The 14,327-nt window shown below is 60.1% G+C and carries 10 protein-coding genes; 6 read left to right on the forward strand and 4 right to left on the reverse strand.

Annotation, left to right across the window (positions count from 1 at the left end; translation table 11 throughout):
- The first annotated feature begins 3 nt into the window (after positions 1-3).
- A complete protein-coding gene (locus L6758_RS09045; protein ID WP_237197006.1) occupies positions 4-1,320 on the forward strand; it encodes an MFS transporter in 1,317 nt (438 codons plus the stop codon).
- A gap of 142 nt (positions 1,321-1,462) precedes the next feature.
- Here L6758_RS09045 and L6758_RS09050 read toward each other — a convergent pair whose 3' ends face one another.
- The 3 genes from L6758_RS09050 to L6758_RS09060 form a co-directional block, all read right to left on the reverse strand.
- Positions 1,463-2,296 (reverse strand): aldo/keto reductase, encoded by an 834-nt coding sequence (locus L6758_RS09050; protein ID WP_237205690.1) that lies wholly within the window; start codon positions 2,294-2,296, stop codon positions 1,463-1,465.
- A 55-nt stretch (positions 2,297-2,351) separates the two neighbouring features.
- Positions 2,352-3,230, reverse strand: a complete 879-nt coding sequence (locus tag L6758_RS09055; RefSeq protein WP_237205691.1) for an aldo/keto reductase — start codon at positions 3,228-3,230, stop codon at positions 2,352-2,354.
- Between the two features lie 112 nt (positions 3,231-3,342).
- Positions 3,343-5,709 (reverse strand): Tex family protein, encoded by a 2,367-nt coding sequence (locus tag L6758_RS09060; protein WP_237205692.1) that lies wholly within the window; start codon positions 5,707-5,709, stop codon positions 3,343-3,345.
- Between the two features lie 269 nt (positions 5,710-5,978).
- Here L6758_RS09060 and L6758_RS09065 point away from each other — a divergent pair, with 269 nt between their 5' ends.
- Complete coding sequence (locus L6758_RS09065; RefSeq protein WP_237205693.1) at positions 5,979-7,427, forward strand: hypothetical protein; 1,449 nt, start codon at positions 5,979-5,981, stop codon at positions 7,425-7,427.
- 41 nt (positions 7,428-7,468) lie between these two features.
- On the forward strand, positions 7,469-8,311 hold the full coding sequence (locus L6758_RS09070; RefSeq protein ID WP_237205694.1) for an HNH endonuclease family protein: 843 nt from the start codon (positions 7,469-7,471) through the stop codon (positions 8,309-8,311).
- On the opposite strand, the gene L6758_RS09075 is transcribed toward L6758_RS09070, so the two are convergent.
- On the reverse strand, positions 8,308-9,741 hold the full coding sequence (locus tag L6758_RS09075; protein ID WP_237205695.1) for an amino acid permease: 1,434 nt from the start codon (positions 9,739-9,741) through the stop codon (positions 8,308-8,310). The genes L6758_RS09070 and L6758_RS09075 overlap by 4 nt on opposite strands.
- Positions 9,742-10,026: 285 nt before the next feature.
- On the opposite strand from L6758_RS09075, the gene L6758_RS09080 reads away from it, so the two are divergent.
- The 3 genes from L6758_RS09080 to L6758_RS09090 all read left to right on the forward strand — a co-directional run bounded on the left by L6758_RS09080 (position 10,027) and on the right by L6758_RS09090 (position 14,313).
- Positions 10,027-10,431, forward strand: a complete 405-nt coding sequence (locus L6758_RS09080) for a hypothetical protein (RefSeq protein WP_237205696.1) — start codon at positions 10,027-10,029, stop codon at positions 10,429-10,431.
- Between the two features lie 154 nt (positions 10,432-10,585).
- On the forward strand, positions 10,586-12,274 hold the full coding sequence (locus tag L6758_RS09085) for an alanine/glycine:cation symporter family protein (RefSeq protein WP_237205697.1): 1,689 nt from the start codon (positions 10,586-10,588) through the stop codon (positions 12,272-12,274).
- 434 nt (positions 12,275-12,708) lie between these two features.
- Positions 12,709-14,313 (forward strand): GMC oxidoreductase, encoded by a 1,605-nt coding sequence (locus L6758_RS09090; RefSeq protein ID WP_237197022.1) that lies wholly within the window; start codon positions 12,709-12,711, stop codon positions 14,311-14,313.
- The last annotated feature ends 14 nt before the right edge of the window (positions 14,314-14,327 follow it).

Raw genomic sequence — 14,327 nt, forward strand, 5'->3', positions numbered from 1 at the left:
GCCGTGGGTAAGATTCTCATGGACTTCACCCCGCTCACCTACTCCCCCGATTTCAGGCGCATCTGGTTGGGCGGGCTCTTTTCCACCATAGGTTTTGCAATCACCTCGGTGGCGATCGCCCTGGAGATTTATGCCCTGACAGGCTCCTCCGGGGCAGTGGGCCTGGTGGGCCTGGTCTCGGTGGTGCCGCTGATCATCGGCGGCCTCTACGGCGGTGTGATTGCCGACCGCTACGACCGACGCAAGGTCGCCCTAGCTGCAACCCTGGGCATGTGGGGCGTCACCGTACTCATCGCTCTACACGCCTGGCTCAACGTCCACAGTGTGGCGGTACTCTACGCCCTCATCGCCGCAGAATCCCTGCTCCAGCCCATCAACCAGTCAGCCCGCGGGGCCATTATTCCCCGCCTCATCAAACCCCGTCTGCTCCCGGCAGCTAACACCCTCATGATGTCGGTAGGCACCCTGGGCATGAGCGCCGGGCCCCTGATTGGCGGCCTGCTCGTAGCCTCCGTCGGCTACCAGCTCACCTACTCCATCAACGTTTTCGCGATGACCGTTGGCATCTGGGCCCTTTACCGGCTCCCAGCCATGCTCCCGGAGCAGAGCGGGGCGGTGCGTCCGTCCGCTCTGACCTCAATCCGTGAGGGGCTCGGCTTTGTGCGCCGCAATACGGTGGTGGGTATGACCTTTGTGGTGGATCTTCTCGGCATGTTCTTCGCCCAGGCCCGCCCCCTCATTCCAGCCCTTGCCGCCCTCACCTTTGGCGGCGGTGAGGCCGGTGCGGGGCTGCTGCTAGCCGCTGGGCCGGTGGGCGCGCTCCTGGGGGTCTCTTTCTCTGGCTTCCTCAAGGACGTCCGCCGCCAGGGCCGCTTCCTCACCCTCAGCTATACGGGCTGGGGGCTGGGCTTTATCGCCTTCGGGCTCATCGCCTGGGCTTATGAGGGGCGTATCCCCAGCGCCTCGCTGACCGAGAACCTGCTGCCCCTGGGCCTGGCCTTTGCGTCCCTGGCCTTTATGGGCTGGGCGGACGCCCTGGGGTCGGTCTACCGTTCCACCATTATTCAGGTAGCCACTCCCGACGCCCTGCGCGGACGCCTACAGGGGCTCTTCATCATCACGGTTGCGGGCGGCCCCAACCTGGGCATGGCCTTTGTGGGTGGTGCCGCCGAGCTGGTGGGCTCCCCCTTAGCTGCGGTCATCGGCGGAACCCTGGTGATGGTCACCATCGCCCTAGCAACGCTGGCGGCACCTGCCCTCTGGCGCTATGTACCGGAGCCTATCCCCGAAACACGGCAGCAGCCTATCGTTGACTCCTAGAAGTCGCACCAGTCAAGGGGCTCCGCAGGGTCACGCTCGCTGCCGACCCTCTCGCTGGTTCGCTAGCGCTCACAAGCGATTCACGCCAGCCCCGAGCCAGCAGCTTCGCTGTGACCCTGCTCTGCCCCTTGGGTAGCCCTTATTAGAAGTCAATATCTGCCGGGTCGGGGCCGATACGGCCTTCGGCTGATGAGAGCGCGTCAATCTTTGAAACCTCATCGCCGGTCAGGGCAACGTTCAGGGACTCGAAGTTAGAGACAATACGCTCGGGGGTTACCGACTTGGGGATAGCAACGATGCCGTGGGCTCGGTGCCAGGCCAGCACAACCTGGGCGGGGGTGGCGTCATGCGCCTTGGCAATTTCGCCAATCACGGGGTTATCCAGCAGGTCAGAGCGGTTGCCCAGGGGGCTCCATGCCTGGGTGACAATGCCCAGTTCTGCATGGACCTCGCGCAGGTTCTCCTGGGCGAAGTAGGGGTGCAGCTCAATCTGGTGGATAGCGGGCACAACACCGGTTTCAGCGACGATTTCACGCAGCTGCTCTTCGGGGAAGTTAGAGATGCCGATGGACTTGGCCTTGCCCTGCTTCTGCAGTTCAATCAGGGCCTTCCAGGTCTCGGTGTAGAGCCCCTGGGAGGGCTTAGCCCAGTGAACCAGGAGCAGGTCGACGTAGTCGGTGCCCAGGCGGGCCAGGGACTCGTCCGCTGCCTTGAGGGTCTGCTCGTAACCCTGGTCGTCGTTCCAGATCTTGGTGGTGAGGAAGACATCCTCGCGAGCTACACCGGAGTCAGCAATTGCCTTACCGGTGCCTTCTTCATTGCCGTAGATTTTGGCGGTATCGATGTGGCGGTAGCCGGCTTCAAGGGCCAGGCCGACGACCTTTTCGGCGGTGTCGTTTTCTACCTGCCAGACGCCGTAGCCCAGCTGGGGGATGCTGTTACCGTCGTTGAAGGTGAGAAGGGGTGACTCAGTCATGGTTTTTTCCTTTCGAGTATGCACGGTCACACCCCACTCTAGCCCGCTCTTCTGATTAGCCCCTAGCCTGTTCGGTAGGGGTGAACGTGCGGCGGTCGCTGTATTCGGGGGCGCCCAGGTCGCCTTCGGCGGGGTCGCCGCCGAGGCGGTGGTTGCGGTTGAGAGCTTCGATAGCCGCCATCTCGTCAGGGGTTAGTTCCATGCCCTGCACCGCCAGGTTTGAGGCCATGCGGGCGGGTGTTTCAGTCTTGGGGATAACCACGTTACCTACGGCCAGGTGCCAGGCCAGTACCAGTTCGGCTACCCCGATACCGCGGCGGTCTGCGAGCTCTTGCAGGGCGGGGTCGGTCAGCACCAGGCCGTTGCCGAGGGGGCTCCAGGCTTCGGTGAGGACGCCGCGGGCCGAGTTTTCTGCCCGCATGCTGCTTTGGGTGAGGTAGGGGTGCAGTTCAATCTGGTTGACCGCCGGGGTGACGCCGGTGTCGCCGATGATCTGGTCAAGCTGAGTGTCGGTGAAGTTGGAGACGCCGATGGAGCGTACCAGCCCGCGCTCGCGCAGTTCAACCAGGGCTTCCCAGGAGGCCCGGTAGCGACCAAGGCCGGGCTGGGCCCAGTGGATGAGGTAGAGGTCAAGGTAGTCCAGGCCCAGAAGTTCCAGGGAGCGTTCGGCTGCTTCGATGGCGGTGTCGTAGCCCTGGTCGGTGTTCCAGAGCTTGGTGGTCACGAAGAGCTCGGCGCGGGGTAGGCCGGATTCGGCCACAGCCTGCCCCACTCCCGCTTCATTCTTGTAGATGGTGGCGGTATCGATGTGACGGTAGCCGGTTTCAAGGGCGGTTGCTACTGCTGCTGCGGTGGCAGCCGGTGCGATACGGCAGGTACCAAAGCCCAGCTGGGGAATGCTGCAGCCATCGTTCATGGTCAGAGACAGGTTCATGGTGGAATCCTTTGCTGTGGAGAATGCAGGGGCGGGGTGCGGTGGCAGCCAGCTGGCTCGGGGCTGGCGTTCAGGGTGCTGGTTGCAGCCGTACCCCGCCCTGCCGCTCTAACTAGCGGCGCCGGCGTCCGCTCGTCTTGCGGGCCTTAGGTTCTGGCTCTTCGAGGAGCAGGGAGAGGGAGATGCGTTTGCGGGCGGGATCGGCTTCGACCACGCGCACCTGCACAATGTCGCCGGATTTGACGATGGTGTGGGGGTCGGAGACGAACTCGCGGCTCATCTGCGAGACGTGTACCAGGCCGTCCTGGTGCACACCGATATCGACGAAGGCTCCAAAGGCCGCGACGTTTGAGACGGTTCCTTCAAGAATCATGCCGGGGGTAAGGTCGGCGATTGTTTCGATGCCTTCTTCGAAGCGGGCAGTGCGGAAGGTGGGGCGGGGGTCACGGCCGGGGGCAGAAAGTTCAGCGATGATGTCGGTGATGGTGGGGAGGCCGACGGTCGCTGTGGTGAAGTCACGCGGGTTGAGGGACGCAAGAGCGTCTGCGCTGACTTTGCCCTGGGTGAAGCCGCCGGCTGCGGCCACAATCTTGCGGGCAAGGTCGTAGGATTCGGGGTGCACGCCCGAGGCATCCAGGGGTTCACTGCCGTCGGTGATACGGACGAAGCCGGCTGCCTGTTCAAAGGCCTTGGGGCCAAGGCGGGGCACCTTGAGCAGGTCGGTGCGGCGGGTGAAGGGGCCGTGCTCGGTGCGGTAGGCAACGATATTTTCGGCGATGGTCTTGTTGAAGCCCGCCACCCGGGCAAGAAGAGCCGGGGAGGCTGAGTTGACGAGCACGCCCACAGCATTGACGGAGTCTTCGACCACGCCGTCGAGGGCACGGGTGAGGGCTGCCGGTGAGACGTCGTACTGGTACTGACCCACACCGATCGATTGGGGTTCGATTTTGACGAGTTCGGCCAGGGGATCTTGCAGGCGGCGGGCAATCGAAACTGCCCCGCGCAGGGAGACGTCCATGCCGGGTAGTTCGCGGCTGGCCAGTTCTGAGGCGGAGTAGACGGAGGCGCCCGCTTCGGAGACCACCACTTTTTCAAGACCCCGGTAGCCGTTAGCCGCGCACTGTTTGATGAGGTCGCTGGCAAGTTTGTCGGTTTCACGGCTGGCGGTTCCGTTGCCGATGGCTACGAGCTCTACCCGGTGGGCCTGCACCAGCTGGGTGAGAGTGTCGAGGGACGCCTGCCACTGGTTTCGGGGGGCGTGGGGGTAGATGACGTCGGTGGCCAGCACCTGGCCGGTCTGCCCGATGACAGCGACCTTAACGCCGGTGCGCAGGCCGGGGTCGAGCCCGAGGGTGGTGCGGGAGCCAGCGGGTGCTGCCAGCAGTACATCGCGCAGGTTCGAGGCGAAGACGGCGATGGCGTCCTTTTCCGCCTGTTCGAAGAGGGAGGTTCGGGCTTCTGCGGCGAAGCGGGGTAGTAGGCGCTGACGCCAGGCGATGCGCACGGTCTTGGCCAGCCAGCCAACGACCATGGTTTCGTCGGAGACCATGTTGAGCACCTGGGCCCCGATCCCCAGAGCCTCAGCTACGGTACGTTCGTACCAGCTACGCTCCCGGTCGTATTCTTCAGCCAAAATTTCGGCAGCTTCGCGGGCGGCACCCTTGAGGGAGGACTTGGCCGGGGGCAGCACATCCACGTCAAAACTGACCTTAACGGCACCTTCTTTTTCGGCACGGAGCAGGGCCAGCACCCGGTGGGAGGGGATGCGGCGGATCTCTTCGTTGAACTCGAAGTAGTCGCTGAACTTGGCCCCGGCGTCCTGCTGGCCGGGAATCAGGCGGGAGGTGATGACGCCGCGGCGTACGAAGCGCTGGCGGAGGGGTTCGGCCAGGGCGGGGTCGGTCATGGCCTGCTCAATCAAGATGGCCCGGGCCCCGTCTAGGGCGTTATCGACCGAGGCGACGGTCGCCTCAACGGTTCCGGGTTCGGCATCGGCTAGTTCAGGTTCGACGTAGGCGTCAGCGATATCGGCGGTGGGGGCAAAGGGAACTTCAAGCAGGTCTTCAACCAGGGACTCCAGCCCGGCCTCACGGGCAAGAAAAGCCAGGGTCTTGCGCTTGGTTTTGTGGGGGGCGTAGAGCGCTTCGAGCTCGTTTTTAGTCGGGGCGGACGCCAGCGCTGCGGCCAGCTCGTCGGTGAGCAGGGAGCGTTCGTGGAGGGTCTGCATAATAGCTGCCCGGCGCTCTTCGAGTTCCCGCAGGTAGCGCAGGCGTTCGGCGAGGGTACGCAGTTGAGCGTCGTCCAGCCCACCGGTAGCTTCCTTGCGGTAACGGGCGATGAAGGGCACGGTGGCCCCATCATCAAGCAGGGCTATAGCCGAGCGCACCTGGTCAACCCGAGCACCGAGTTCTACAGCGATACGTTCCTCAATTGAGGGAAGGGGGGCGTGGGGTTCTGCTACCGGGCCTGCGTGTGTCATAGTTTCTAGTTTCTCATACCGGTTTTATGACCGGGTTCAGCAAGAGGCCTGGGTTCAAAGGACGTTCTAGTCACCTGATTCACATAAGACAGCGTGTACCACCAACCCTGTGTGTAATAGTTACGCTTGCAGTGGGCAGAGAGGGTTAACACCACATAAAGTAGTAGTCATACAGGGTATATATTTTCGGCACCGGCATCACCAGACCTACGCCGAGTCTCTTGTACCGCTACCACGCCCTTGATTTAACCTTGCTTTGGAGAACCACCGTGCCAGACGCAGCTGATCTTACCTATACAGAGTTCTGTGAACGCTACGATTCTCTGTTAAGCGGCCTGGCGCGCATGGGCTGGACCTCCTCCGAAGCCGTACACCGTGCGTCCGTGCTCTACCCCGATATCGATCGCGACCTACTAGATCAGGCCGTTCATTCTGGCCGCTGGCTCTTTAGCGGTAGCCAGGGGCAAACCCACTCAAATGTGCTCATGGCCTCGGCTATCTGGTATGCGGTAGCTGTCAGTTATGGTCTTGAGCCCGACTACGAGTACGCTGCGGTGGGCCTTGACCCCACCATCATCCAGGATCTTCCGCGCATGCTTGAGTCCTTTGCGGTTCCTTCTGATGCGATTGCCGGTGTCGTTGGGCTCATTGGTGCTGCCCTCAAATATATGGCAGAGCTTCCCTATACCCTGCTTGAGGAGCAGGCCTACGATGACTTCCTCGCCAACCTGCCGCAGGAAATTGCCCATATCTCTCGCGGGGATTTCTCGTGGCCCCCGTCCCGAGCCCTGATTGAGGACCGTCTGGGGGACCGTTCCTGGTCCAAGGCCCTGCTCAAGGTGGGGGCCTGCCCGCCGGATGCTGAGGGTCAGGGTATTAAACTCGAGGCTGGCACCCTGAGCGAGCGCACCTTCCGCAACACCCTGGGCGAGTTCCTGAACTACTGTATCCGCTACGACCGCAAGCCCTCGGTGCTGCTCTACGGCAGCTGGGCTGAAGACCCTGCCCGGAGCGGACGCGTGCCCCATCTAGGTACGGTACGGGCCAAATACGGCTCCTGGCATCTGGCTCTACAGGCTGGCCGCCAGATGCTCAACAACGCAATGGCCTTAGGCGGTTCCCCCGCTTTGCCAGCTCGCCCCATTAACCAGCCCCCGGTTGACCCCACCGAGCCTCTCAACATTCAAGAGATTCAGGCCCAGGGTATCGGCGTGGTACAGCCAAAGGTGCTGACCGAGAGTGAGCGTACCGCCCGTGCCTGGCAGCAGCTCCTATCGGTCACCAAGCAGCGTCTTGATGAACTGCCCTGGACCCTTTCACTGCGGATCTACTACCTCTCTCCTGAGATAGTGGAAACGGAGGACGTCACTAACTTTGTGAGTATCTTCCGTTCGCCTGCCGGTTACTTCTGTGAGCTCACGTCCCCCGACGAGTTTGAGGCCATCGAAGTGGAGCTTGATACGGAGATGCTAGAAAAGGCCGGGTGGACGGCTCCCGCGCCGGGCGGCCGCTGGGCTCGAAATTTCCTGTCGGTTTCGGACGCCGCAGAAGGCGTCATTGAAGCCATGCACCGGGGCATGGGCTGTGACCACCCTGATTACTACCAGTCAGATGACCCGACGGGTAGCCTTTCGGTGAATACTGCCCACCCCAGTACCGGCTCTATCCCCATGGTTCCGGTGACCGGTAACGGTTTCATATCAATTGACGATTTTTAAGGGGAGAGGTGCCCAGCTCCCAGCGCTAGAATGGGTTGCCTATGAGTGCCTCCCGTAAACGTCCGTCCGCTCCCCGTTTTTCTGCGCCCAGCGACCGCCAAATCCGTGCGGGCGTCCGCCTTGTAGCGGATCTGCCCCGCGGGCTGCGGCGAGCGCTAGCCCTTCTGTTGGTTATGGTCTTGCTGGTGGGTGGTGTGCTCTGGTTGCGCTCTCACGAGTGGAACGTCCGCGCTGCCCTCGATGATTTACTCAATCCGGCAGGCACCGCCGTGAGCACCGGTTTTGCTGGCTCCGGGGTGCAGACCTATTCCACAGCAAGTGAGGTGCTTGCTACCCTGACGGTAGCTGAGCCCTACGCCCAGGTCAGGTACAAGCGAGATGCCTACGGAGACCCGTGGGCCGATATTGACCGCAATGGCTGCGATCAGCGCAACGATATTCTCACCCGTGACCTGACCGATCTTGACGTTGCAAGTAACTGCTATGTGCTCTCGGGTAGCCTCGTGGACCCCTACACGGCTGAGACTATCGACTTTACACGCGGGCCTAAGACCAGTGAAGCTGTCCCCATTGACCATGTGGTGGCTCTATCCAACGCCTGGTCTTCGGGGGCCTGGCAGTGGAGTGATGAGCGGCGCGTTCTGCTCGCTAACGACCCTCTTAACCTTCAGGCTGCGGGGCGGACGGCTAACACCGAGAAGTCCGATAAAAGCGCGGACGCCTGGCTCCCCCAGCCAGGCTATCGTTGCGAGTATGTGGCACGGCAGGTATCGGTGAAAGCCGCCTATCAGCTCACTGTCACAGGCGCTGAAAAGCGGGCTATGCAGGGCGTCCTCGCGACGTGCCCTGACCAGCCCGCTTACAGGTCCAGCTTCGCTGGCTAGTTGTTCTTAGCCTTCTCTTCAGCGCGGGCGGTGAGGGTCTGGCCGCGGTTCTTGCGGTAGACCAGCCACCAGCCTGCGCCCAGCAGGGCATACCAAACAGGCATGGCGATCAGAGCCTGGCGGGTGTCTTCGTACATAAAGAGCAGCACGACGACGCCCGCGAAGAAGGCCAGGACGGCGTAGCAGGTAAAGACGCCACCGGGCAGCTTGTAGACGGATGCCTCGTGTAGTTGCGGGCGGGTCTTGCGGTACTTGAGGTAGGCAATCATAATCAGCGACCAGGTCACAACGGTCAGAACCGAAGCTACGGTGGTCACCAGGGTGAAGGCCGCGATGAGGGAGTCACCCGAGTAGAGCAGAATTAGGCCCGAGAAGAGCAGCACGGTGGTCAGGAAGAGACCGTTGCGGGGCACGCCATTCTTAGAGAGCTTGCCAAAGATGGCGGGGGCGCTACCGCTTTGGGCCAGGCCGTAAATCATGCGGGAGGTTGAGAAGATACCCGAGTTAGCGGACGAGGTCGCACTGGTAAGCACCACGAAGTTCACCAGGTGGGCGGCAAAGCCCAGACCCGCCAGGGTGAACATTTCAACGAAGGGGCTCTGGCTGGGGTCGATGTTGCGCCAGGGGGTGACCATGAGAATCACGGCCAGGGTCAGCACGTAGAAGATGATGATACGCACCGGTACCGCGTTAATGGCGCGGGGCAGGGTCTTGGTGGGGTCTTTGGTTTCAGCTGCGGTAGTACCAATCAGTTCAGCGCCCAGGAAAGCAAAGATGCCAATCTGGAAGGCCGCAAAGAAGCCGCTTGCACCCATAGGGAAGAATCCGCCGTCGTTCCAGAGGTTTGCAACGGAGGCCTTATCACCGTTAGGAGAGGTAAAGCCAGCGATGACCATGACTAGGCCCACGATGATAAGAAGGACGATTGCCACAATCTTGATCAAGGCAAACCAGAACTCGATTTCACCGAAGTTTTTCACGCTGGGTAGGTTCAGGGCCAGCAGCAGGCCGATAAGGCAGAGGGCTGGGATCCAGGCAGGGAGGTCGGGCCACCAGAAATGAACGTAGCTGGTGATGGCGATAATATCGGCAACACCGATGACGACCCAGGTAAACCAGTAGGACCAGCCCATAAGGAAACCTGCGCTGGGGCCGAGCAAATCTGTGATGAAGTCATTGAAGGTCTTGTACTTGAGGTTGGAGAGCAACAGCTCTCCCATAGCCCGAAGCACCAAGAAAATAACAGAACCAATGATTGCATAGACCAGGAGCAGGGACGGGCCTGCCAGCGAGATGGTCTTGCCTGAGCCCATGAAGAGGCCGGTGCCGATTGCGCCGCCGATAGCGATGAGCTGGATATGACGGTTTGATAAACCTCGTTGCAGGCCTTCGGTTGCCTGCGGTTCAGGTGTATGCTCGGCTATAGCCATGAGCGCCCCCTTAGAAGAGTCAAAGTCCTGCCAGGAGCGAACACGCTCCCCTGCTACTGCGGTGAGTGTAGGGGGTAGATGCCTTTCCAGACCGGTATTTTGTTATAGTTCAGGTCAAGTGTAGTCCTTCTACCGGGGGTATTTTTTCACACAGGCTTCTAGCGGGCGTCCGCTTCGTTGCCTCTTCTCGCTGTTCAAGCCACCACCACCGCGCTAGAATGTTTACACGGAAACAAAATTTTCTCGGGTTGCATGCACCCCGACCCCCTAGGAACAGGATTTCTCATGCCCAAGCTCTCCAACGCAGCCCTCCGCCTAACTTCCGGCGCTCTGATTCTCAATTCAGGCATCGGCAAGCTCTCCATGGACGAGGCTACCTACGGCCACCTCAAGGGTATGGCCTCAGCAGGTGTCCCCCAGGTTGCCAAGCTCTCCGACAAGCAGTTCGGCAAGGCACTTGCCATCAGCGAGACCGCCCTGGGCGCAACCCTACTCACTCCCTTCATCTCCCCCAAGCTGGCAGGCCTGGGCCTAACTGCCTTCTCCAGTGGCCTACTGAGCATGTACTTCGGCATTGATTCCATGACCGAAAAGGACGGCATTCGCCCCACCCAGGAGGGCACCGCCATGGCTAAGGACGTCGTCCTGCTCGGCGCAGGCCTGGCCCTACTCTTCTCCAGCAAGAAGTAGTAGCAACCCCAGACCTCTTCTGCCCAACCGCCTTTACCCCTACGGGGTGAAGGCGGTTTTTCTATCCTTAATAAACCGACAGGAAGCAGGCTAATTATCAGCCTTATGATAAATTAACGAGAGTTAGACCACAGAGAAAGAAGGGACTAGAAGAGTGGGCGCCCTGCAAGAAGCACTCGACACAACCAGCAGCTTCATCTGGGGACCTTTTCTACTACTTCCCCTCCTCATTGGTACCGGCATCTTCCTCACCGTCAGGCTAGGCCTCATTCAACTAAGACTCTTCACCAAGGCCATGAGCCTGCAGTTCGGGCGGCGCTCCCGTCAGGAAGGAGCCAGGGGAGAAATATCCTCCTTCCAGGCAATGAGCACCTCCCTCGGCGCTACCGTAGGCACCGGCAACATTGTTGGTGTTGCGCTCTCCCTCAGCATCGGCGGCCCTGGCGCCCTTTTCTGGATGTGGATTACCGCCATTTTCGGTATGGCTTCAAAATACGCCGAATGCTTCCTCGGCGTCCGCTTCCGCCACCGAGACAAGATGGGTGAGCTCACCGGCGGGCCCCAGGCCTACCTGCAACGAGGCATCCCCAACCGCTTCGGAAAATTCCTCGCCACCATGTTTGCCATCTGCTGCGTCTTCGCCTGCTTCGGCATCGGAAACATGACCCAAGCAAACGCCATCTCAGCTAACCTAGAGCACTCCTTCAACATTCCGCCCTACCTCACCGCGGGCGTCCTTACCCTAGGAACTGCAGCAGCCCTGCTCGGCGGCATCAAAACCGTCTCAAAGGTCACAGCCCTTTGCGTACCCCTCATGATTCTGCTCTACCTGGGATTTGGAACCTATATCGTGGCCATCAACGCCCACATGCTCCCAGAGGCCTTTGCCATGATTATGCGAGGCGCCTTTACCGGCGAGGGCGCCCTCGGTGGAGCCGTCGGCGCCGGAATGATCTTTGCCCTGCAGGTCGGCGCCCAGCGCTCACTATTCTCCAACGAGTCGGGTATGGGAACAGCAGCTATCCCCGCAGCGGTAGCAACCACGTCCCACCCCGTCCGCCAGGGGCTAGCCTCCATGACTCAAACCTTTGTCGACACCATCGTGGTGATCTCAATGACAGGGTTCATCCTGCTCACAACGGGCGCCTGGCGGGGCGATGACCCGGCCACATCAACATCCATTGCTTTTGCCACCGGCCTGCCCGGTGATTGGGGCGGCTACGTCGTCACCTTCTGCCTGGCACTCCTGGGCTACTCCACCGTGCTCGGCTGGTCCTACTACGGCGAACGCGCCCTAGAGTCACTCGGTGGTGGCGCCAAGGCTATCGTTAGCTATCGCATGATTTTTGCCCTGGTCTGTGGGCTTGGTGCCATCGCCCCGCTCACTCTGGTTTTCACCTTCTCAGATATCATGAACGGCCTGATGGCTATCCCCAACCTCATCGGCCTACTACTGCTCTCTGGTCTTGTAGCCCGCGAAACCAAGAAGTACCTCACCCACGACCCCAACTTTGAAGCAACAGTCGACAACATCGACAGCTTCATGTACGGCCACCTTGGCGGCTTGGACGCCCAAATCGACCACGAAGTTGACCTCTCCCAGAAGAACCCGGTTTTAGAACACCCCGATACCACCAGCCTTAAAGTCATCACCGAAAAAATGCTGGCTGACGACGCCCAGTCCACTCAGCCAGAGGTTTACGACATCACCATTGACGACGTCAATACGGGAAGCATCCCACTACACACCGGCTCCCTGCCCATTATTCAGCAGGCAAAGCCCACTTTTGGCACCCCCACCGACCCGCGAGCCATCGACGACTCGGCCAGCAGCTCAAAATAATTTTTCGTATCCATCACACAAGTTTGACTCATGAAGTAGTACAGATGGTTTTTAAAAATAAGAGCAAGGAGCCGCGCACCCAAAGGCTGTCTTTTTAAATTTCCCTTGATTCATCAAGCATTACTTCTTTTTGAAAAAATATGGAAACCATCCCACCTCTTTATATGTCTTTCATATTTAGACAGGACTGCGACGCCGCCTGCTCCTGGCGATAAATTTTCCAGCACAGAAGAACGTAATAGACCCTCCTACCCCTACATCGTGCGACGTAAGCGCACCCAAAATACCGCTAAAGTGGGGACAGAACTTTTCGCATTCTGAAAATATTCCGTAGAATACTCACGAAATAGCCCACAAAGCTCTCGCGGTCTCCCCCAAGGCTTACGAGCACCACTCACTCGGTTTCGCACCTGTATATAGAAGAGGACACACCCATGTCATTTACCCCAAACCGTCGCTCAGCCCTGAAGCTGACCGCAGCTGCATCCGCCGCGTCCGCTCTGACCGCAGCAACCACCACTAACGCCCACGCCAACGGCCAGAAGCGTATCGCTATCATCGGCTCCGGCTACGGCGGCGCTGTAGCCGCCCGCGCCCTGACCGAAAAGGGCTACACCGTCGACATGATCGAGATGGGTGCAGACTGGGAAAACATGGCAGCCAAGTCAAACGGCTACAAGTTTGACCAGATGACCTCCCCCACCGAGCGTTCCATGTGGTTCGAAAACCGCACCGACATGCCCCTCTCAAGCATCGCAGGCATGGACTTCGTCAACCGATCCATCGGCCGTGCAGCCGGCGTACTCGGCGTTGAGCGCTTCGCTAACATGAAGGTCTACGTAGGTAAGGGTGTCGGTGGTGGCTCTCTCGCCAACGGCGGCATGGCCGTTACCCCTATTCAGTCCTACTTCCAGCAGGTTCTCCCCCAGCTCGACGCTGCGGAAATGTACGCAACCTACTTCCCCCGCGCCAACGCCAACCTGGGCGTCGCAGCACCCCCCACCGATATCGTAGGCACCTCCAAGTGGTACCAGTTCTCACGCGTATCAGCCTCCCAGGCAGCTAAGGCCGGCTTTAAGCACCAGTTCGTCCCCAACGTGTACGACTGGGACTACATGCGCCAGGAAAACTTTGCCCGCGTAGCTAAGTCCGCGCTCGGCGGCCAGGTTATCTTCGGTAACGACTACGGCAAGAAGTCCCTGCCCAAGACCATCCTTGCCACCGCCTTCGCAACCGGCAAGGTCAACCTGACCGCCATGACCGAGGTAACCTCCATTACCCAGCAGGCCGATGGCACCTTTACTCTCGATCTGAAGACCATCGACTTCAAGGGCAACCTGGTCAGCACCACCAAGAAGGTCTATGACCGCGTCATCATGGCCGCCGGTTCCGTCGGTACCAACCGCCTGCTCCTGCAGGCCAAGAACTTCGGTACCATCAAGAACCTGCCCGCGACCCTTGGTACCAACTGGGGCCCCAACGGCAATATCATGGTTGCCCGTAATATGAACGCTGCGACCGGCGGCTACCAGTCTGGCATCCCTGCCATGGGCGTCTCCAACTGGGATAACTCCACCAACTCGGTCTTTGCCGAACTGGCTCCCTTCCCCGCAGGTATCGATATGCGTATCGGCCTCTACCTGGCTATCACCAACAACCCCAACAAGGGCACCTTCACCTGGAACAACTCAACCGGCTCTATGGAACTGGATTGGGACTCTGCCAAGGCAGCCCCCGGCGTTGCAGCAGCTAGGGCCTTCATGGATAAGATGAACGCCGCTAACTCAGGAACCAGCTACAACAAGGGTCTCTTCAAGGACGGCAAGACCTTCGCTGACTACTTCACCTACCATCCCCTCGGCGGTGCCGTCATCGGTGAAACCACCGACCTCAACGGTGAAGTTAAGGGTGTTCCCGGTCTCTTTGTTATGGACGGCTCCCTGATTCCTGGCAAAATTGGTGTTAACCCCTTCGTAACCATTACTGCTATCGCAGAACGAAACATGGACCGTCTGCTTGCAGCAGGCCGTTTCGCCTAAACAAGAAAGCACAC

Source organism: Rothia nasimurium, from assembly GCF_928382285.1.
Classification (GTDB): Bacteria; Actinomycetota; Actinomycetes; order Actinomycetales; family Micrococcaceae; genus Rothia; species Rothia nasimurium_E.